The organism is Aeromonas sp. S11(2024) (assembly GCF_041402345.1).
Classification (GTDB): Bacteria; Pseudomonadota; Gammaproteobacteria; order Enterobacterales; family Aeromonadaceae; genus Aeromonas; species Aeromonas veronii.
In genome coordinates this window covers 150,950-172,470 of record NZ_JBGLRC010000007.1, presented here as the reverse complement: position 1 = coordinate 172,470, position 21,521 = coordinate 150,950, and the positions used below count along the sequence as shown (strand labels likewise).

Below are 21,521 nucleotides of genomic sequence, written 5' to 3'. Positions count from 1 at the left end.
GCTAAGAAATCGTCTTGGTCACTTCACCAGACATTGAAAATCAAAAATTGTTTTGATGTTCGATGCTGTGAGTGCCCACACAGATTGCTTGATTCAAATTGTTAAAGAGCGACGCAACAGTGTGTTGCTGCGGGAGTGGAATTCTACTCAACCGCCTTCTCGAGTCAAGCCTTATTTTCAAAGGCTTTTCGAGGTTATCGACGAGGTTGTTTGCGTTGCCGCTTGCCCTGTCGATGGAGGCGCATTATAGGGAACAGATTCTTTCTGGCAAGCAGATAATTGCAAAAAGATGGCTTTTGCTGTTTGTTCGCTCACAAAGCCACCAATTGGCATATTAAACCGGCGAAATCAGCGCACTGCAGGCACCGCAACAGCAAAATCGTGCAGATTGTCATAGAGAGCGTCGGCCAGCGCACTACCCGTTTCGGTCACCGGCTTACCGGTTCTGACCATGATCTTGTGACCAACCCCGGCATTGATGGCAGCTTTCAGATCAGAGGGCTTGTCACCCACCATATAGGAACGACTCATGTCGATCCCCAGTTCCTGTTGCGCCAACAGCAGCATGCCTGGTTCCGGTTTGCGGCAATCACAGGGGGCGCCGTGATCCGGATGATGGGGGCAGAAGTAGATGCCATCGAGATCCACATCCCGATCAGCCAGTGACCAATCCATCCATTCAGTCAGATTCATGAAGTCATCTTCACTGAAGTAGCCGCGGGCGATTCCGGACTGGTTGGTGACGATGACCAGCAGATAGCCTTTCTTTTTGAGGAGCTGCAGGGCGTCTATGACTCCGGGCAGAAAATGAAAATCATCGACCTGACTGACATAGCCAGTGTCTTCATTGATGACACCGTCACGATCCAGAAAAATGGCGGGGTTGCTCACGGAAACTACCTCTATCAATGGTTTTGCCCAGTATCTCACAGGCCATAAATAGCCCCAAAAATAAAAGGGGTGGCCGAAGCCACCCCTTTTCATGTTTGTATATAACGAATCGATTAGGCGATTACGCTAGCTACAACACCAGCACCTACGGTACGGCCACCTTCACGGATAGCGAAACGCAGGCCGTCGTCCATTGCGATCGGAGCAATCAGGGTAACAACCATTTTGATGTTGTCGCCCGGCATTACCATCTCTACGCCTTCCGGCAGTTCGATGGTACCGGTCACGTCGGTAGTACGGAAGTAGAACTGCGGACGGTAGCCTTTGAAGAACGGGGTATGACGACCACCTTCTTCTTTGGACAGTACGTACACTTCAGATTCGAACTTGGTGTGCGGCTTGATAGAACCCGGCTTGGCCAGTACCTGACCACGCTCTACGTCTTCACGCTTAACACCACGCAGCAGCGCGCCGATGTTCTCGCCTGCACGACCTTCGTCCAGCAGCTTACGGAACATTTCAACACCGGTACAGGTGGTAGAAACGGTATCTTTGATACCAACGATTTCTACAGTCTCACCTACTTTAACGATACCGCGCTCTACACGACCGGTAACTACGGTACCACGGCCAGCGATGGAGAATACGTCTTCGATAGGCATCAGGAACGGCTGGTCAATCGCGCGCTCCGGCTCCGGGATGTAGGTATCCAGGTGGCCAGCCAGCTCGATGATCTTCTCTTCCCACTGAGCGTCGCCTTCCAGCGCTTTCAGTGCGGAACCACGAACTACCGGCAGGTCATCACCCGGGAAGTCGTACTCGGTCAGCAGTTCACGAACTTCCATCTCTACCAGTTCGAGCAGCTCTTCGTCATCAACCATGTCACACTTGTTCATGAACACGATCATGTACGGGATACCAACCTGACGACCCAGCAGGATGTGCTCACGAGTCTGCGGCATCGGGCCGTCAGTCGCTGCTACTACCAGGATCGCGCCGTCCATCTGGGCAGCACCGGTGATCATGTTTTTAACGTAGTCGGCGTGACCCGGGCAATCTACGTGGGCGTAGTGACGGGTAGCGGTGTCGTATTCTACGTGGGAGGTGTTGATGGTGATACCACGCTCACGCTCTTCCGGTGCCTTGTCGATCTGGTCGAAGGCGAAAGCTTTACCACCGAAGTGCTTGGCCAGCACGTTGGTGATAGCTGCAGTCAGGGTGGTTTTACCGTGGTCAACGTGGCCGATGGTGCCGACGTTTACGTGCGGTTTATTACGCTCAAATTTTTCTTTAGACACGACGTAGTCCTTCTAGGTTAAACCCGCCTACCGTCGTAGGCGGGGAATCTTAAATTACTTGGATTTGCGCTCTTCGATCACGGCTTGTGCAACGTTGGTCGGTGCATCGTGATACTTAGCGAATTCCATGGCGTAGGAAGCACGACCCTGGGTAGCGGAACGCAGTGCAGTTGCATAACCGAACATTTCGGCCAGCGGCACCAGAGCACGTACGATCTTGCCGGACGGGCCATCTTCCATACCTTCGATCAGGCCACGACGACGGTTCAGGTCACCGATAACGTCGCCCATGTAATCTTCCGGAGTTTCAACTTCTACTTTCATGATCGGTTCGAGCAGAACCGGGTTGGCTTTCATGAAGCCAGCCTTAAAGGCCATGGAAGCAGCGATTTTGAACGCCAGTTCGGAAGAGTCGACATCGTGGTAAGAACCGAAGTGCAGACGCACACCCAGATCCATAACCGGGTAACCAGCCAGCGGACCAGATTTGAGCTGCTCACGGATACCTTTATCAACACCCGGGATGAATTCACCAGGAATGACACCACCTTTGATGTCGTTGACGAATTCGTAGGCTTTGCCTTCTTCCAGCGGGTACATGTCGATAACAACATGACCGTACTGACCGCGACCACCAGACTGCTTGGCATGCTTGCCTTCGATGTCTTTAACGGTGGTACGGATGGTTTCACGGTAAGCAACCTGCGGCTTACCTACGTTGGCTTCAACCTTGAACTCGCGACGCATACGGTCAACGATGATGTCCAGGTGCAGCTCACCCATACCAGCGATGATGGTTTGACCTGACTCTTCGTCAGTCCATACGCGGAAGGACGGATCTTCCTGAGCCAGACGGCCCAGAGCCAGACCCATCTTCTCCTGGTCAGCCTTGGTTTTCGGCTCAACCGCGATAGAAATTACCGGCTCCGGGAATTCCATACGCTCGAGGATGATCGGTGCGTTCGGGTCACACAGGGTGTCACCAGTGGTCACGTCTTTCAGACCGATAGCAGCAGCGATGTCACCAGCGCGAACTTCTTTGATCTCTTCACGCTTGTTGGCATGCATCTGAACGATACGGCCAAAACGCTCGCGCTTGTCCTTGACGGAGTTCAGCACGGTGTCACCGGAGTTGATCACGCCAGAGTAGACACGGAAGAAGGTCAGGTTACCAACGAACGGGTCGGTAGCGATCTTGAACGCCAGAGCAGAGAACGGCTCGTCATCAGAAGCGTGACGCTCGTCTTTGGTCTCGCCGTCCATTTTCAGGCCGTCGATAGCAGCAACGTCGGTCGGAGCCGGCAGGTACTCGATCACGGCATCCAGCATTGCCTGTACGCCCTTGTTCTTGAACGCGGAGCCACAGGTTACCAAGATGATTTCGTTGTTCAGCACGCGCTGACGCAGAGCACCTTTGATCTCTTCCTCGGTCAGCTCTTCGCCGCCCAGGTATTTTTCCATCAGGTCTTCAGACGCTTCAGCGGCGGCTTCAACCAGATTCATGCGCATTTCTTGCGCCTGTTCCAGCAACTCGGCCGGGACGTCTTCGTAATCGAAGGATACGCCCTGATCAGCTTCATTCCAGTTGATGGCTTTCATCTTGACCAGGTCAACAACGCCCTTGAAGTTCTCTTCAGAGCCGATGTTCAGCTGAAGGGGAACCGGAGTACCTTTCAGACGGGTCTTGATGTGCTCAACGCAACGCAGGAAGTTGGCGCCGGTACGGTCCATCTTGTTGACGAACGCGATACGGGGAACCTTGTACTTGTTAGCCTGACGCCATACGGTTTCAGACTGTGGCTGTACGCCACCTACGGCACAGTACACCATCACGGCACCGTCCAGAACACGCATTGAACGCTCTACTTCGATAGTAAAGTCAACGTGGCCCGGGGTATCGATGATGTTGATACGGTGCGGTTGGAACTGTTTACCCATACCGGACCAGAAAGCGGTGGTCGCGGCGGAGGTGATGGTGATACCACGCTCTTGTTCCTGTTCCATCCAGTCCATGGTGGCAGCGCCATCGTGAACTTCACCGATCTTGTGACTTACACCGGTGTAAAACAGTACGCGCTCGGTAGTAGTAGTCTTACCGGCGTCAATGTGAGCGGAGATACCGATGTTACGATAACGCTCAATGGGGGTTGTACGAGCCATTGTCATCCTCTTACTAAGGCGCTTGTCCCTAGATAATTAAAGGTGCGCAGAGTCAAAAGACCCTGCGCAAGCGGATTACCAGCGGAAGTGAGCGAAGGCTTTGTTCGCTTCAGCCATACGGTGAACGTCTTCACGTTTCTTGACAGACGAACCCTTATTGTCAGCGGCATCCAGCAGCTCGCCAGCCAGACGCTGAGCCATTGATTTTTCACCACGTTTACGAGCGGCATCAACCAACCAGCGCATTGCCAGGGCATTGCGACGTACCGGACGAACTTCTACCGGCACCTGATAGGTTGCACCACCGACGCGACGAGATTTAACCTCGACCGCCGGACGAATGTTATCCAGAGCTTCTTCGAATACGGCCAGGTGCTCTTTGCCAGATTTGGTGGCAATGATGTCCAGGGCGCCATAAACAATGGCTTCTGCAACAGATTTCTTACCGTCAACCATTACTACGTTGACAAATTTAGCCAGCAGCTCTGATCCGAACTTGGGATCTGGCAGGATTTTACGCTGACCAACAACACGACGTCTTGGCATTTCAAATTCTCCGTAACTTCAGGGATTACCCAAAACTAGAAAGCTATCTAACTAGAAACGAATTAACGTTTGGCCTTACTTAACGGAGAACCATTAAGCTTTAGGACGTTTCACGCCATACTTGGAGCGAGCCTGCTTACGGTCTTTAACACCGGCACAGTCCAACGCACCACGAACGGTGTGATAACGAACACCTGGCAAGTCTTTTACACGACCGCCACGGATCAGAACAACAGAGTGCTCTTGCAGGTTGTGACCTTCACCACCGATGTAGGAGGTGACTTCGAAGCCGTTGGTCAGACGTACACGGCACACTTTACGCAGTGCAGAGTTAGGCTTCTTCGGGGTGGTGGTATATACACGAGTGCATACGCCACGCTTCTGAGGGCACGCTTCCAGCGCCGGCACGTTGCTTTTCACAACGAGCTTGATGCGTGGCTTGCGAACCAACTGGTTAATAGTTGCCATCAAAAGGCTCCTGATAATGACTTCATAAACGTGTGGAAAATCCTCCCCGCAGATACGGGGACGCGAAATTTTATGCCCTGTTGTCTGGGGAGTCAAGATTTATACAATTTGCGTCACAAAAGGGCAATTCGGATCCGTTTGCTTTCACGACATATCCTTGAATTTTCTTGGAAATGTGCTTATCAGCCACCCCAGGTGCGCGGGGAACCTTTTTGCGCAATCAGTGCCACCAGACCCGCCATATCGAGCACATTGCCCACCCGATGCTGCAAACCGCGAGCTTGCAGATCTTCCTGCATCACATAAAGCGGGATACCCGCCAGCCGCGCGCTCCACTGGGGAGCCGATGCCGCAATCACGGCATCCTGCATCAGTACCAGCTCATCCTCGGGCTGAAGGTATGAGAGCGCCTCTGCCAGAGCCTGACTCTGAAAGGGGGAGTTCAATATCAGATGCAACATGGAGACCTCAAAAGCTGATGTGAGTCGAACATTGTACCCAGCGCCGAGCCAGTTCCTGGCGCGGCAGACTCTCGACGGGGATCAGCAGATCATCCACTGTCACGCCACGCTCTGCCAGCGAGTCAGCACAAACATAGACCTCTTCGATGTCGTAGAGTTCCAGCATCTTGAAGGTGGGCGCGTAGTGGCGCTGCAAAATGGCGGCAGGCTGCTGTTCCTTGAGCAGTTGCAGCACACCGTCCCCAATCAGGAAGAGGGCCAGCTCATCGGTCATGGCCGAGGTGGCCAGCAGGGCATCCAGTCCTTCCCGGCCGGCGGCATGGCCATGGGGGCCACGACTGCAGATAAAGGCAATTTTCTTGCTCATGACTCCCCCTAGAACTGAACCAGTCGATCGGCGGTGAGCGCCGCCTCGGCCAACTGGCCCAGACCGCTCAGGCAAAATGGCGCTTGCAGATTGAAGTGCGCCTGCCCTGCCCCCTTGGCCTCCTGCTCATCGAGCACACCGCGCCGCATGGCGGCGGCGACGCAGACATCGATACGGATCCCCTGCTCTTCTGCCAGCTCTCGCCACAGACGCACCAGGTCAGTCTCATCGGATGCAGGCAGATGCAGACCGTTGCCGTTGCAGACCCCATCCTGATAGAAGAACAGGTGGGACAAGGTATGCCCCTGTGCCAACAGTGTGCGGGCAAAACGATAGGCAGTACTGGCCGATTGGGTGCCATAGGCGGGCCCCGTGACCAGGATGGCAAAACTCAGACTCATAGCAGGACTCCTGTGCTGACCCGGTCCATTTTACGCCAAAAAGAAAAAAGCCCCTGCCAGGAGGGGCTTGATTCGATCTGTTGATCAGAGATGGGCAATCGCCTCGACCTCGACCAGCACATCTTTCGGCAGACGAGCCACTTCCACGCAGGAGCGGGCTGGCGCAGCATCGCCAAAGTAGCGTGCATAGACCTGATTGAAGGCAACGAAGTTGTTCATGTCACTCAGGAAGCAGGTAGTTTTGACCACTTTACTGGCATCGGCACCCGCAGCGTGCAACACGGCAACCAGATTCTTCATCACCCGCTCGGCCTGCTCTTCAATGCCGCCAGCCACGATTTCCATGGTGGCAGGATCGAGCGGGATCTGCCCGGAGGTGAAGATCATCTCGCCAACCTTGGTAGCCTGAACATACGGACCAATCGCGGCAGGCGCCTTGTCGGTTGCAATCACTTCTTTAGCCATTCATCTATCCCCTTCTGGAATGAGTTACTCGTTCTCGTCTTCACCCTGCTTGCGCTGTCGGATGTAAAGATAAACGGTATGTTTTGAAATATTGAGTTTGTCCGCCACCAGATTGATCGAATCCTTGATGTCGAAAATGCCCTTCTCGAACAGCTGGGTCACGATGAAGCGGTTCTTGGCATTGTTGGCCACGGTGGGATCACGATTGATCTCGTCGATGGTGTTATCCACCGTCTGGGCAACCAGCTCTTCCACGCTGTTGGCGAAGGTCTCTGGTGACTGACGCGCCGCCTGCTGGGGCGTCGGGAAAAATTCGGCCACGAACTCGTGGAAAGGCGCATTGATGTGCAGGTTGATGCAGATAAGCCCCACCACTTGCCGCTCGCTGTTGCGAATGGCGATGGTGCTCGACTTCATCAGCGCGCCGGTACGGCTGCGAGCGAAATAGCTCTGGGTGTAATCCTGGCCGGTGCTCTCGATGTCCTTGAGCATGCGCAGGGCGAGATCGGTGATGGGCGCCCCGAGGGTGCGTCCGGTATTGAAGCCGTTAGCGATCTTGATCACCGACTCGTGCAGATTTTCCAGGGAGTGGAGAACCACTTCACAATGCTTGCCGAACAGCTCGGCCAAGCCATCGATGAGCCCATCGTATGAGCGCAACAATTCCCTGTCTTCATCTGTAAAAGTGCGGCTGATCAGCTGTTCTTCGGGAAGCATGGCTTCCTCGATACCGACAGTCATGTTCTACCCCTGTAATAACCATTCAACTTTCCCGAGTTTTAAATTGCAGGGGAGTAAAGTCAACTTTTTTTGATTTTTTACTCTACAACTTTGCTCTGGATCATCCTGAAACCCGCGCTGCGTCTACCTTTGCCGAGGAATTGGCCAACAAAAAGGGCTCCTTGAAGGAGCCCTTTTCAATCACGGATGACGAGTTACTCTTCGTCGAAGCTACCGGCTGCGTTCAGCAGATCCGCCAGGTTCTGCTCCGCTTCATCAGCGGTCACCTGCGGGGTACCAACAGCACGAGCTGCGGCAGCACGCTGGTTGATCCGGCTGTGGTGGTAGGCAAAGCCGGTACCAGCCGGGATCAGACGACCCACGATGACGTTCTCTTTCAGACCACGCAGTTCATCACGCTTGCCACCTACGGCGGCTTCGGTCAGAACGCGAGTGGTTTCCTGGAAGGAAGCCGCGGAGATGAAGGACTCGGTGCTCAGAGATGCCTTGGTAATACCCATCAGTACATGACGGTAGGTCGCAGGGGTCTTGCCCTCGGCAACCAGCTTACGGTTGGCAATCTTCACACGAGCCACTTCAACCTGTTCGCCTTCGATCAGATCGGTATCGCCAGCGCTCAGGATCTCGCACTTGCGCAGCATCTGACGAACGATGACTTCGATGTGCTTGTCGTTGATCTTAACGCCTTGCAGACGGTAAACGTCCTGCACTTCGTTGGCGATGTAGTTGGCGACCGGGCTGATACCGCGCAGACGCAGGATGTCGTGAGCAGACTCAGGACCGTCCGCCAGCACTTCACCCTTCTCAACTTTTTCACCTTCGAACACGTTCAGGTTACGCCACTTCGGAATCATCTCTTCGTAGACGTTGCCACCATCAGTCGGGGTGATGACCAGACGGCGTTTGCCCTTGGTCTCTTTCCCGAAGGAGATGGTACCGGAGATCTCGGCCAGAATTGCCGGTTCCTTCGGTTGACGTGCTTCGAACAGATCCGCAACGCGCGGCAGACCACCGGTGATGTCCTTGGTACCGCCGGACTCTTGCGGGATACGCGCTACCGCGTCACCCACGCCCACGTTGGCACCATCTTCCAGGTTCACGATCGCCTTGCCCGGCAGGAAGTACTGGGCGGCTACATCGGTACCCGGGATCATCACGTCTTTGCCGTTCAGGTCGACCAGTTTAACGGTCGGACGCATCTCTTTACCGGCGCTCGGACGCTCGTTGACGTCCAGAACAACGATAGAAGAGAGACCGGTCAGCTCGTCGGTCTGACGAGTGATGGTCACGCCATCGATCATGTGTTCGAACTGCAGGCGACCTGCCACTTCGGTGATGATCGGGTGGGTGTGCGGATCCCAATTGGCAACGGTCTCGCCAGCACTCACGGCCTGGCCGTCCTTCACTTCCAGCACGGAACCGTAAGGCAGCTTGTGGCTTTCCTTGGTACGGCCCATGTCGTCCATGATGGTCAGTTCGGTAGAACGTGAGGTGATAACCAGTTTGTCATCGCTGTTGTGAACGAACTTGGCGTTCTGCAGCTTGATGGTACCGGTGTTCTTGACCTGGATGCTGCTTTCAGCAGCGGCACGAGATGCAGCACCACCGATGTGGAAAGTACGCATCGTCAGCTGGGTACCCGGTTCACCGATGGACTGGGCGGCGATAACACCGACAGCCTCACCCTTGTTAACCAGGTGACCACGGGCCAGATCACGGCCGTAGCAGTGAGCACAGTTACCGAAGTCGGTTTCACAGGTGATGGCAGAACGTACCTTCACACGGTCAACGGAGTTACGCTCCAGCAGGTCACACAGCTGCTCGTCGAGCAGGGTGTTGCGAGCAACCAGGATCTCGTCCTCGGTACCCGGCTTGATGACATCTTCTGCCACCACACGACCCAGCACGCGCTCACGCAGCGGCTCGACCACGTCGCCACCCTCGATCAGCGGAGTCATCCACAGACCGTCGGTAGTGCCGCAATCGTCCTCGGTGATCACCATGTCCTGCGCCACGTCTACCAGACGACGAGTCAGGTAACCGGAGTTCGCAGTCTTCAGTGCAGTATCCGCCAGACCCTTACGAGCACCGTGGGTAGAGATAAAGTACTGCAGTACGTTCAGACCTTCGCGGAAGTTCGCGATGATCGGGGTCTCGATGATGGAGCCATCCGGCTTGGCCATCAGGCCACGCATACCGGCCAGCTGACGGATCTGGGCGGCGGAACCACGCGCACCAGAGTCGGCCATCATAAAGATGCTGTTGAACGAGGCCTGCTCTTCTTCTTCACCCAGCGAGTTGACGTTACGCTCTTTGGACAAGTTCTCCATCATGGCCTTGGAGACGCGCTCGTTGGCGCTGGCCCAGATATCGATAACCTTGTTGTAACGCTCGCCCGCAGTTACCAGACCTGACAGGAACTGGTCCTGGATCTCGGCAACTTCGGCTTCGGCTGCCGCGATGATGTCTTTCTTGGCATCCGGGATGACCATGTCATCGATACCAACGGAAGCACCGGACAGGGCCGCGTAGTGGAAACCGGTATACATCAGCTGGTCAGCGAAGATAACAGTGTCCTTCAGGCCCTGCTTGCGATAGCAGGTGTTCAGCAGACGGGAGATGAGCTTTTTGCCCAGCGCCTTGTTGGATACGCACTTGATCCAGTTCTGCGGATTGGCATCCAGATCAGCCTGTTCTGCAGCAGTCAGCACCTTCGGCTCGTCGATCAGGGCGTATTCCATGCCTTTCGGCAGGATCAGACTCAGGATCGCACGACCAACGGTGGTGTTCTTCATCTCGGTGTGTTCACGCAGAGAACCGTCTTCCTGACGCAGGTATTCGGTAATGCGTACTTTCACACGAGCATGCAGATCGGCCAGACCGGCGCGATATACTTTCTCGGCTTCTTTCGGGCCGGCCAGCACCATACCTTCGCCTTTGGCGTTGATACGGGCACGGGTCATGTAGTACAGACCCAAGACCACGTCCTGAGAAGGAACGATGATCGGCTCACCGGAGGCAGGCGACAGGATGTTGTTGGTAGACATCATCAGCGCACGCGCTTCCAGCTGGGCTTCCAGGGTCAGCGGTACGTGGACCGCCATCTGGTCACCATCGAAGTCCGCGTTATACGCAGCACAAACCAGCGGGTGCAGCTGGATTGCCTTGCCTTCGACCAGAGTCGGTTCGAATGCCTGGATACCCAGACGGTGCAGAGTCGGTGCACGGTTCAGCAGAACCGGGTGTTCGCGGATCACTTCGTCCAGGATGTCCCAAACGACAGCTTCCTCGCGCTCCACCATCTTCTTGGCGGCCTTGATAGTGGTCGCCAGACCGCGGGTTTCCAGCTTGCCATAGATGAACGGCTTGAACAGTTCCAGCGCCATCTTCTTCGGCAGACCGCACTGATGCAGACGCAGAGTCGGGCCTACGGTGATAACGGAACGACCGGAGTAGTCGACACGCTTACCGAGCAGGTTCTGACGGAAACGACCCTGCTTACCCTTGATCATGTCGGCCAGGGATTTCAGCGGGCGCTTGTTGGAACCGGTGATGGCACGACCGCGACGGCCGTTATCCAGCAGGGCATCGACGGACTCTTGCAGCATACGCTTTTCGTTGCGCACGATGATGTCCGGAGCAGCCAGGTCCAGCAGACGCTTCAAGCGGTTGTTACGGTTGATCACGCGACGGTACAGATCGTTCAGATCGGAAGTCGCGAAACGGCCGCCGTCCAGCGGTACCAGCGGACGCAGGTCCGGCGGCAGCACAGGCAGCACTGTCATGATCATCCACTCCGGCTTGTTGCCGGACTGCAGGAAAGCTTCCATCAGCTTCAGACGCTTGGTGGTCTTCTTGCGCTTGGTCTCGGAGTTGGTTTGATCCAGCTCCTCACGCATGGTTTTGACTTCACCTTCCAGATCGATAGCGCGCAGCAATGCCAGGATTGCTTCGGCACCCATCTTGGCGTCAAATTCGTCGCCCCACTCTTCCAGCGCATCCAGGTACTGCTCTTCAGAGAGCATCTGGCTGCGTTCGAGGTTGGTCATGCCCGGCTCGATTACGACGAAAGATTCGAAGTAGAGCACGCGCTCGATGTCGCGCAGGGTCATGTCCAGCAGCAGACCGATACGGGACGGCAGGGACTTCAGGAACCAGATGTGGGCAGTCGGGCTGGCCAGCTCGATGTGGCCCATACGCTCACGACGGACCTTGGTCTGGGTCACTTCAACGCCGCACTTCTCACAGATCACACCACGGTGTTTCAGGCGCTTGTACTTGCCGCACAGACACTCGTAGTCCTTCACCGGTCCGAAGATACGGGCGCAGAACAGACCATCACGCTCCGGCTTGAAAGTCCGGTAGTTGATGGTCTCAGGCTTTTTGACCTCACCGAATGACCAGGAGCGGATCATGTCAGGAGAGGCCAGACCGATCTTGATACTGTCAAACTCTTCGGTCTTGGTCTGAGCCTTCAAAAACTTGAGTAAGTCTTTCACGTGTTTCCCCTGTCAGGAGTCTAACCTCGGCGCCCCGGCTGCCAAAACAGTGGGGCGCCCACGTCAATTCTCGAACAATAAGAGCGAGCTCTTACTCTTCGTCCAGCTCGATGTTGATACCCAGAGAGCGGATTTCCTTCAGCAATACGTTGAAGGATTCGGGCATGCCCGGCTCCATACGGTGGTCGCCATCCACGATGTTCTTATACATCTTGGTACGGCCATTCACATCGTCAGACTTGACGGTCAGCATTTCCTGCAGGGTATATGCCGCACCGTAAGCCTCCAGGGCCCACACTTCCATCTCACCGAAACGCTGACCACCGAACTGAGCCTTACCACCCAGCGGCTGCTGGGTAACCAGGCTGTAAGAACCGGTAGAACGCGCGTGCATCTTGTCGTCGACCAAGTGGTTCAGCTTGAGCATGTACATGTAACCAACGGTTACTTTACGCTCGAAGCGGTTACCGGTACGGCCATCGAACAGATCAATCTGACCGGATTCCGGCAGATCGGCCAGCTTCAGCAGGGCTTTGATTTCGCGCTCTTTGGCACCATCAAAGACCGGAGTAGCAACCGGCAGACCCTTACGCAGGTTACCCACCAGGGTACGTACGTCGTCATCAGACAGTTCGGCGATGTTCACTTGCTGGGTGTCCTTCTCGCCCAGGTCATAGACCTGTTGCAGGAAGTTGCGCATCTCGTGCAGCTCGCGCTGCTCTTTGACCATGCGATCGATCTTCTCGCCGATACCCTTGGCCGCAAGGCCCAGGTGCACTTCGAGGATCTGACCGATGTTCATACGGGATGGTACGCCCAACGGGTTCAGTACGATGTCGACCGGACGGCCGAACTCGTCATGAGGCATATCCTCGACCGGACAGATCTTGGAGATAACACCCTTGTTACCGTGACGGCCCGCCATCTTGTCACCCGGCTGGATGCGACGCTTGACTGCCAGATAAACCTTGACGATTTTCAGTACGCCCGGCGCCAGATCATCACCCTGGATAATCTTGCGACGCTTGTTCTCGAATTTCTTGTCGAACTCGGCTTTCAGCTCAACGTGCTGTTCAGCGATCTGTTCCAGTTCGGTCTGCTTGCCTTCGTCTTCGATGGCCAGTTCAAACCACTTGGAGCGATCGAGCTTGTTCAGACGATCTTCGCTGTAACCGGCGGCCAGCAGCAGGTTGCGGGAGCGGCCGAAAATGCCGTCTTCCAAGATCTTGAACTCTTCGGTCAAGTCCTTCTTCGCTTCCTTCAGCTGCATCTCTTCGATTTCTTTGGCGCGCTTGTCTTTTTCCACGCCATCGCGGGTAAAGACTTGCACGTCAACCACGGTACCGTACACACCGTTCGGTACACGCAGGGAGGAGTCCTTCACATCGGACGCCTTCTCACCGAAGATGGCGCGCAGCAGCTTCTCTTCCGGCGTCAGCTGGGTTTCACCTTTCGGGGTTACCTTACCGACCAGAATGTCGCCGCCCTTCACTTCGGCACCCACGTAGACGATACCGGACTCGTCCAGCTTGGACAGAGCGGCTTCACCCACGTTCGGGATGTCAGCAGTGATCTCTTCCGGACCCAGCTTGGTGTCACGGGAGATACAGGCCAGTTCCTGGATATGGATGGTGGTCAGGCGATCTTCCTGAACAACACGCTCGTTCACCAGGATCGAGTCTTCGAAGTTGTAACCGTTCCACGGCATGAACGCGACGCGCATGTTCTGACCCAGCGCCAGTTCCCCCAGATCGGTGGACGGGCCGTCAGCCAGTACGTCGCCAGCCATGACCGGCTCACCCAACATCACGCAAGGACGCTGGTTGATACAGGTGTTCTGGTTGGAACGGGTGTATTTGGTCAGGTTGTAGATGTCGATACCGGCTTCGCCTGGCATCAGCTCATCTTCATTGACCTTCAGGACGATACGGGAGGCATCGACATAGTCGATTACGCCGCCACGCTTGGCCACTACGGTTACACCGGAGTCAACGGCCACAGCGCGTTCCATACCGGTACCTACCAGCGGCTTGTCAGCACGCAGAGTCGGTACAGCCTGACGTTGCATGTTTGAACCCATCAATGCGCGGTTCGCGTCATCGTGTTCCAGGAACGGGATCAGAGCCGCTGCCACAGATACGATCTGCTGCGGGCTCACGTCCATATACTGGATCTGGTCGGCGTTCATAAAGGTGGATTCACCTTTGTGACGGCACGGGATCAATTCATCTTTCAGACGGCCATCTTCGGTGGTCGCGGCGTTAGCCTGTGCGATCACGTACTTGCCTTCTTCAATAGCAGACAGGTAGTCCACTTCGTCGGTGATCACACCGTCAATGACCTTGCGGTACGGGGTCTCGAGGAAACCGTACTCGTTGGTACGAGAGTACACGGACAGAGAGTTGATCAGACCGATGTTCGGACCTTCAGGAGTCTCGATAGGGCACAGACGACCGTAGTGGGTCGGGTGTACATCTCGGACTTCAAAGCCGGCACGCTCACGAGTCAAACCGCCCGGGCCCAGCGCGGAGATACGACGCTTGTGGGTCACTTCGGACAGCGGGTTGTTCTGGTCCATAAACTGGGACAGCTGGCTGGAACCAAAGAACTCTTTGACTGCGGCGGAGATCGGCTTGGCGTTGATCAGATCCTGCGGCATCAGGGTGTCCAGGTCGCCCAGGGAGAGACGCTCCTTGACCGCACGCTCGACACGCACCAGACCTACGCGGAACTGGTTTTCAGCCATTTCACCGACAGAACGGATACGACGGTTACCCAAGTGGTCGATATCGTCCACTTCGTCGTTACCGTTACGGATGTCGATCAGGCGCTTCATCACATCGACGATGTCGTCTTTGGTCAGTACACCTGCGCCAGTCTCGTCTTCACGACCCAGACGGCGGTTGAACTTCATCCGACCTACGGTAGACAGGTCGTAACGCTCGGCGGAGAAGAACAGGTTTTCGAACAGCTGTTCTGCAGCTTCGCGAGTAGGCGGCTCGCCCGGACGCATCATGCGATAGATCTCGACCAGCGCTTCCAAACGGTTGGAGCTGGAGTCGACACGCAGGGTCTCGGACATGTAGGCACCGTGATCCAGTTCGTTGGTGAACAGAACCTCGAAATGCTTGAAGCCGGCTTGGGACAGGTTGGCGATCGCTTCCAGGCTCAGCGCCTGGTTGGCGGTCACGACCATCTCGCCAGTTTGCGGATGTGCGTAGTCCTTGGCAGCAACTTTGCCAACAACATACTCAACCGGTACCTCAATCTGGGTAACGGCGTCTTTTTCCAACTGACGGATGTGACGCGCAGTCACACGACGACCGGTCTCAACCACCACGGAGCCATTGGCCACGATGTCAAAGGTCGCAGTTTCACCACGCAGACGCTCCGGCACCAGATCCATCATCAACTTGCCATCTTTTACTTCAAAACCGATGGTCTCGAAGAAGGTGGCCAGGATTTGTTCGGAAGTGAAGTCCAGGGCGCGCAGAATAATGGATGCTGGCAGTTTGCGACGACGGTCGATACGGACAAACAGGTTGTCTTTCGCATCGAACTCGAAGTCCAGCCAGGAGCCACGGTAGGGGATAACGCGAGCGTTATACAGTACCTTACCGGATGAATGAGTTTTGCCTTTATCGTGGTCGAAGAAGACGCCCGGGCTGCGGTGCAGCTGGGAGACGATAACCCGCTCGGTACCATTGATAACAAAGGTGCCGTTCTCGGTCATGAGCGGAATTTCGCCCATGTATACTTCTTGTTCCTTGATGTCTTTGACGGTGCCGGCAGCTGCTTCACGGTCGTACAGAACCATACGAAGCTTGACACGCAGCGGCGCGGAGTAGGTCACTCCACGGATCTGGCATTCTTTTACGTCAAATACCGGCTCACCCAGGCGATAGCTGACATACTGAAGCTCAGCACTACCGGAGTAACTGGTGATCGGGAAAACGCTACGGAAAGCGGCCTCTAGGCCATATTCACCTTCCGGGTCAGCCTCGATGAACTGCTTGAAGGAGTCCAGCTGAATGGACAACAGATAAGGCGTGTCCAGTACCTGGTCTCGCTTACCGAAGTCCTTACGAATGCGTTTTTTTTCGGTATAAGAGTAAACCATAGGGTTCCTCAGCTCGCTGATAAGTGACCCACTCTGTCCCGCGGGACAGCTCTGTCTCAACACCGTTTTGTGTTGGCCCGGACGAAAGAAGACAGTCCGGATTGCTGGTGCACCGAGAGTCGTAAACGGTGTGAAATGCTCTCAGTCTACAGCGCAAAAAGGCTGGTGAACAAAAATTCACCAGCCCTAGCCTGTTTTATCAGGCTAATCTACATAAATGCAGATTATTTGATCTCAACAGAAGCACCGGCAGCTTCCAGCTCTTTCTTCAGAGCTTCAGCTTCGTCCTTGGACACGCCTTCCTTCAGGTTAGCCGGAGCAGCTTCTACCAGATCTTTGGCTTCTTTCAGGCCCAGACCGGTAGCGCCACGAACGGCTTTGATAACGGCAACTTTGTTGGCGCCAGCAGCAGTCAGAACTACGTCGAACTCGGTCTTCTCTTCTACTGCTTCAGCAGCAGCCGGGCCAGCCATTACGGCAGCAGCGGCAGAAACACCGAACTTCTCTTCCATAGCTTCGATCAGCTCAACAACTTCCATTACGGACATGGAAGCAACGGCTTCGATGATTTGGTCTTTAGTGATAGACATGACAAAAATTCCTGATGTTGAATAAACTCAAACAGCCTAAATAGGCGAGAATCAAGCAGCAGCTTGTTTCTGGTCGCGAACAGCAGCGATAGTACGAACCAGCTTGCCAGCAGAGGCTTCTTTCATAGTCGCCATCAACTTCGCAATTGCTTCTTCGTAAGTCGGCAGCGTGGCCAGACGATCAATTTGTGCTGCGGCGATAAACTCACCGTTAAAAGCGCCAGCCTTGATTTCGAACTTTTGGTTCGCTTTGGCAAACTCTTTGAACAGACGAGCAGCAGCGCCCGGGTGTTCGTTAGAGAAAGCAATCAAGGTAGGACCGGTAAATGCGTCGTTCAGGCACTCGTATTCGGTACCTTCTACCGCGCGACGCAGCAGGGTGTTACGCACAACGCGCATGTACACACCGGCTTCACGAGCGGTTTTACGCAGGACGGTCATCTTGTCTACAGTTACACCGCGAGAATCGGCAACAACTGCAGAAAGAGCGCCTTTGGCAGCTTCGTTGACTTCAGCAACAATTGCCTTTTTGTCTTCGAGTCCCAATGCCATTGGCTTAACTCCTGGATTGAATCCGGGTCTATTGACCCAGTACTGACACATCCCCCCTACCTTTACAACAGAGGGGAACGATGCGGTAGCAGGATTCCAGAAGAGAAAGAATCTTTCTCGCTGGGTTTCCGGCACCGTCTACGCAGGAAACATTAAGGCTTTTCAGCCTCCTGCGGTCTTGGACGGAGGTCGAAACCCCCAACCAATCAAGGCGCAAAATTATAGATTAAATTTTGCGCCTTGTAAAACCCATCAATTAGGCCTGAGCTTCCAGAGAAGCTTGGTCTACGGCAACACCGGCACCCATGGTGGTGGAGATGCTGACTTTCTTGATGAATTGACCTTTGGCGGAAGAGGGCTTGCCTTTTTTCAGGGCAACCAGCAGAGCTTCCAAGTTTTCTTTCAGCTGAACTTCGTTGAAAGAAACCTTACCCAGAGTGGTATGGATGATACCATTCTTGTCGTTACGGTAACGAACCTGACCAGCCTTGGCGTTCTTGACAGCTTCGGCAACGTTAGGAGTTACAGTACCAACTTTCGGGTTCGGCATCAGGCCGCGCGGGCCCAAGATTTGACCCAGTTGACCAACAACGCGCATGGCATCCGGGGATGCGATAACTACGTCGAAGTTCATCTCGCCTTTCTTAACCAGATCGGCCAGGTCATCCATACCTACCAGGTCAGCACCGGCAGCTTTAGCTGCTTCGGCGTTGGCACCTTGGGTAAATACGGCAACGCGTACATCACGACCGGTACCGTGCGGCAGTACAGTAGCACCACGTACGTTCTGGTCAGATTTACGAGCGTCGATACCCAGGTTGACAGCAACGTCAACGCTTTCAACGAACTTGGCGGTAGCCAGTTCTTTCAGCAGGGCAATGGCTTCGTTGATGGAGTACTCTTTGGTACCGTCAACTTTTTCGCGAATAACGCGCATACGCTTGGAAAGTTTAGCCATTGTCTTAATCCTCCACTACCAGACCCATGGAACGAGCGGAGCCTGCGATGCAACGTACTTTTGCATCCAGATCGGCACCAGTCATATCCGGCTCTTTGGTCTTGGCGATTTCTTGCAGCTGAGCAACGGTCACCTTACCAACCTTGTCTTTGTTCGGCTTGGAAGAACCAGACTTGATGCCAGCAGCTTTCTTCAGCAGGAAGGAAGCAGGCGGAGTCTTGGTTTCGAAGGTGAAGGAACGGTCGCTGTAAACGGTGATCACGACCGGAGTCGGTGAACCTTTTTCCAGCTTCTCTGTACGTGCGTTGAACGCCTTACAGAATTCCATGATGTTAACACCGTGTTGACCCAGTGCAGGACCAACGGGAGGAGACGGGTTGGCTGCACCAGCAGCAACCTGCAGCTTGATATAAGCTGTGACTTTCTTAGCCATTAGGAAAATACCTCAAAAATGGGTTCTAGCGCCTCGGAGACTTGCTCCTGCAAACGGCTCCCCAACTAATAAAGGGGCAGCGAATTATAGAGATATTCGCTGCCCCTGACAACCGTTAAACGTACAGAATTCAATCAGCCCTTTTCGACCTGACCAAAATCCAGTTCAACAGGAGTAGAACGACCGAAGATCAGTACAGAGACCTTCACGCGGCTCTTCTCATAATCGACCTCTTCAACGGTACCGTTGAAGTCGGCAAACGGACCATCGGCAACCCGCACCATTTCACCCGGTTCAAACAGGGTTTTCGGACGCGGCTTGTCGTGGGCATCCTGCAGACGGTTCAGGATGGCATCGGCCTCTTTGTCGGAGATCGGTGCCGGACGGTCGGAAGTACCGCCGATGAAGCCCATGACACGCGGTACGTTACGCACCAGGTGCCATGTGGTTTCATCCATGATCATCTGGACCAGGACATAACCCGGGAAAAACTTGCGCTCACTCTTGCGCTTCTGGCCAGCACGCATCTCGACCACTTCTTCGGTCGGGACCAGCACTTCACCGAACATGTCTTCCATGCCATGCATCTTGATATGTTCACGCAGGGACTTGGCTACACGGCCTTCATAGCCGGAAAAAGCCTGCACGACATACCATCTCATACGTTGTTCACGTTGTTCAGTCATGGCTTATCCTTACACACCGGTAATCAGGTTGACCAACCAGACCAAGGCACCGTCCAGAACGAACAGCAGCAGCCCCATCACGGCGGTCACCGCCAGCACAATCAGGGTTGTCTGAATGGCTTCCTGACGGGTTGGCCATACGACCTTGCGGACTTCCAGGCGAGACTCACGGGCGAATGCCAGTGTTGCCTTCCCTTTGGTGGTTTGCAGGGCTACTGCGGCAGCAGCAGCGATGACAATGACCACACCCAAGGCGCGGACGGCAGCAATAACATCGCTCAGCAGATAATTACCTACTACAGCGGCCACCAGGATAATGAAAACCAGGCCCCAAAGCAGGGTATCCTTGCTTCCGCCCTGGTTCTCAGAACTAACACTCATACAACCCACCTGTATCTGACGTAACCAAAGACACAAAAGCCCCGTACGAGACGAGGTATATGGCAGGGACGGCAGGACTCGAACCCGCAACCATCGGTTTTGGAGACCGCTGTTCTACCAATTCGAACTACGCCCCTGCATAAGAAAGCCCCTATTATAGGGGCTTTGCTTTATTTATGTAAGCCAAAGATTAAGCGATAACTTTAGCTACAACACCGGCACCTACGGTACGGCCACCTTCACGGATAGCGAAACGCAGGCCGTCGTCCATCGCGATCGGCGCAATCAGGGTAACAACCATCTTGATGTTGTCGCCCGGCATTACCATCTCTACGCCTTCCGGCAGTTCGATGGTACCGGTCACGTCGGTAGTACGGAAGTAGAACTGCGGACGGTAGCCTTTGAAGAACGGGGTATGACGACCACCTTCTTCTTTGGACAGTACGTACACTTCAGATTCAAACTTGGTGTGCGGCTTGATGGTGCCCGGCTTGGCCAGTACCTGACCACGCTCAACTTCTTCACGCTTCACGCCACGCAGCAGGGCGCCGATGTTCTCGCCTGCACGACCTTCGTCCAGCAGCTTGCGGAACATTTCAACACCAGTACAGGTGGTAGAAACGGTATCTTTGATACCAACGATTTCTACGGTCTCACCTACTTTAACGATACCGCGCTCTACACGACCGGTAACTACAGTACCACGGCCAGCGATAGAGAATACGTCTTCGATCGGCATCAGGAACGGCTGGTCAATCGCACGCTCCGGCTCCGGAATGTAGCTGTCCAGGTGGCCAGCCAGTTCCAGGATCTTCTCTTCCCACTGAGCGTCGCCTTCCAGCGCTTTCAGTGCGGAACCACGAACTACCGGCAGGTCATCACCCGGGAAGTCGTACTCGGACAGCAGTTCACGAACTTCCATCTCGACCAGTTCCAGCAGCTCTTCGTCATCAACCATGTCACACTTGTTCATGAACACGATGATGTACGGAACTCCTACCTGACGACCCAGCAGGATGTGCTCACGAGTCTGCGGCATCGGGCCGTCAGTCGCTGCTACTACCAGGATCGCGCCGTCCATCTGGGCAGCACCGGTGATCATGTTTTTAACGTAGTCGGCGTGACCCGGGCAATCTACGTGGGCGTAGTGACGGGTAGCGGTGTCGTATTCTACGTGGGAGGTGTTGATGGTGATACCACGCTCACGCTCTTCCGGTGCCTTGTCAATCTGGTCGAAGGCGAAAGCTTTACCACCGAAGTGCTTGGCCAGCACGTTGGTGATAGCTGCAGTCAGGGTGGTTTTACCGTGGTCAACGTGGCCGATGGTACCCACGTTAACGTGCGGTTTATTACGCTCAAATTTTTCTTTAGACATGATCGTCCCTCTAAACTAACGCTGAGTACGCGGTGGCAAGCTAACCACAGAACAGTTTATATGATGGATTTGAATCTGGGGGAAAGAGAGAGGTACTGATGGCTGGTTCGCTTGCCGAACTCACCCTAG

General features: G+C 54.8%; 19 protein-coding genes and 1 tRNA gene. All 20 read right to left on the bottom strand.

Features of this window, described 5'->3' with window-relative positions:
• Window positions 1-348: 348 nt before the first annotated feature.
• Entirely contained in the window at window positions 349-891 is a 543-nt protein-coding gene (gene gmhB / locus ACB040_RS08890; RefSeq protein WP_323931253.1) for a D-glycero-beta-D-manno-heptose 1,7-bisphosphate 7-phosphatase, read from the bottom strand.
• A gap of 113 nt (window positions 892-1,004) precedes the next feature.
• On the bottom strand, window positions 1,005-2,189 hold the full coding sequence (gene tuf, locus ACB040_RS08885; RefSeq protein ID WP_005339879.1) for an elongation factor Tu: 1,185 nt from the start codon (window positions 2,187-2,189) through the stop codon (window positions 1,005-1,007).
• 54 nt (window positions 2,190-2,243) lie between these two features.
• Window positions 2,244-4,349: an elongation factor G gene (fusA, locus tag ACB040_RS08880; RefSeq protein ID WP_021229318.1), complete on the bottom strand. Its 2,106-nt coding sequence runs from the start codon at window positions 4,347-4,349 to the stop codon at window positions 2,244-2,246.
• A gap of 75 nt (window positions 4,350-4,424) precedes the next feature.
• Complete coding sequence (gene rpsG / locus ACB040_RS08875) at window positions 4,425-4,895, bottom strand: 30S ribosomal protein S7 (protein WP_005339911.1); 471 nt, start codon at window positions 4,893-4,895, stop codon at window positions 4,425-4,427.
• A gap of 93 nt (window positions 4,896-4,988) precedes the next feature.
• Entirely contained in the window at window positions 4,989-5,363 is a 375-nt protein-coding gene (gene rpsL, locus ACB040_RS08870; protein WP_005306278.1) for a 30S ribosomal protein S12, read from the bottom strand.
• Window positions 5,364-5,545: 182 nt separating this feature from the next.
• A complete protein-coding gene (gene tusB, locus ACB040_RS08865) occupies window positions 5,546-5,824 on the bottom strand; it encodes a sulfurtransferase complex subunit TusB (protein ID WP_005339909.1) in 279 nt (92 codons plus the stop codon).
• A gap of 7 nt (window positions 5,825-5,831) precedes the next feature.
• Window positions 5,832-6,191 (bottom strand): sulfurtransferase complex subunit TusC, encoded by a 360-nt coding sequence (tusC, locus tag ACB040_RS08860; RefSeq protein WP_164537870.1) that lies wholly within the window; start codon window positions 6,189-6,191, stop codon window positions 5,832-5,834.
• Window positions 6,192-6,199: 8 nt separating this feature from the next.
• A complete protein-coding gene (gene tusD / locus ACB040_RS08855; RefSeq protein WP_075112885.1) occupies window positions 6,200-6,592 on the bottom strand; it encodes a sulfurtransferase complex subunit TusD in 393 nt (130 codons plus the stop codon).
• Window positions 6,593-6,676: 84 nt separating this feature from the next.
• On the bottom strand, window positions 6,677-7,057 hold the full coding sequence (locus ACB040_RS08850; protein ID WP_005339904.1) for a RidA family protein: 381 nt from the start codon (window positions 7,055-7,057) through the stop codon (window positions 6,677-6,679).
• Between the two features lie 24 nt (window positions 7,058-7,081).
• Window positions 7,082-7,798 carry a transcriptional regulator gene (locus ACB040_RS08845; RefSeq protein WP_005339902.1) on the bottom strand — a complete coding sequence of 239 codons (717 nt, stop codon included), beginning with the start codon at window positions 7,796-7,798 and terminating at the stop codon, window positions 7,082-7,084.
• A 194-nt stretch (window positions 7,799-7,992) separates the two neighbouring features.
• Window positions 7,993-12,297, bottom strand: coding sequence for a DNA-directed RNA polymerase subunit beta' (gene rpoC, locus ACB040_RS08840; protein ID WP_005339899.1), 4,305 nt, complete (start codon window positions 12,295-12,297; stop codon window positions 7,993-7,995).
• Between the two features lie 91 nt (window positions 12,298-12,388).
• The gene (gene rpoB, locus ACB040_RS08835) at window positions 12,389-16,417 is read right to left on the bottom strand and encodes a DNA-directed RNA polymerase subunit beta (RefSeq protein ID WP_338772905.1); all 4,029 of its coding nucleotides are present in this window, start codon (window positions 16,415-16,417) and stop codon (window positions 12,389-12,391) included.
• 224 nt (window positions 16,418-16,641) lie between these two features.
• The gene (rplL, locus tag ACB040_RS08830) at window positions 16,642-17,007 is read right to left on the bottom strand and encodes a 50S ribosomal protein L7/L12 (protein WP_005306304.1); all 366 of its coding nucleotides are present in this window, start codon (window positions 17,005-17,007) and stop codon (window positions 16,642-16,644) included.
• A gap of 51 nt (window positions 17,008-17,058) precedes the next feature.
• A complete protein-coding gene (gene rplJ / locus ACB040_RS08825) occupies window positions 17,059-17,559 on the bottom strand; it encodes a 50S ribosomal protein L10 (protein ID WP_005339895.1) in 501 nt (166 codons plus the stop codon).
• Window positions 17,560-17,815: 256 nt separating this feature from the next.
• On the bottom strand, window positions 17,816-18,517 hold the full coding sequence (gene rplA, locus ACB040_RS08820) for a 50S ribosomal protein L1 (RefSeq protein WP_005339888.1): 702 nt from the start codon (window positions 18,515-18,517) through the stop codon (window positions 17,816-17,818).
• 4 nt (window positions 18,518-18,521) lie between these two features.
• Window positions 18,522-18,950, bottom strand: coding sequence for a 50S ribosomal protein L11 (gene rplK, locus ACB040_RS08815; RefSeq protein WP_005339887.1), 429 nt, complete (start codon window positions 18,948-18,950; stop codon window positions 18,522-18,524).
• A gap of 134 nt (window positions 18,951-19,084) precedes the next feature.
• Window positions 19,085-19,636 carry a transcription termination/antitermination protein NusG gene (nusG, locus tag ACB040_RS08810; protein WP_005306318.1) on the bottom strand — a complete coding sequence of 184 codons (552 nt, stop codon included), beginning with the start codon at window positions 19,634-19,636 and terminating at the stop codon, window positions 19,085-19,087.
• 9 nt (window positions 19,637-19,645) lie between these two features.
• On the bottom strand, window positions 19,646-20,017 hold the full coding sequence (secE, locus tag ACB040_RS08805; RefSeq protein WP_338772907.1) for a preprotein translocase subunit SecE: 372 nt from the start codon (window positions 20,015-20,017) through the stop codon (window positions 19,646-19,648).
• Window positions 20,018-20,077: 60 nt separating this feature from the next.
• Window positions 20,078-20,154: transfer RNA gene (locus ACB040_RS08800), tRNA-Trp, on the bottom strand.
• 53 nt (window positions 20,155-20,207) lie between these two features.
• Window positions 20,208-21,392, bottom strand: coding sequence for an elongation factor Tu (gene tuf / locus ACB040_RS08795; RefSeq protein WP_236353834.1), 1,185 nt, complete (start codon window positions 21,390-21,392; stop codon window positions 20,208-20,210).
• Window positions 21,393-21,521 lie beyond the last annotated feature (129 nt).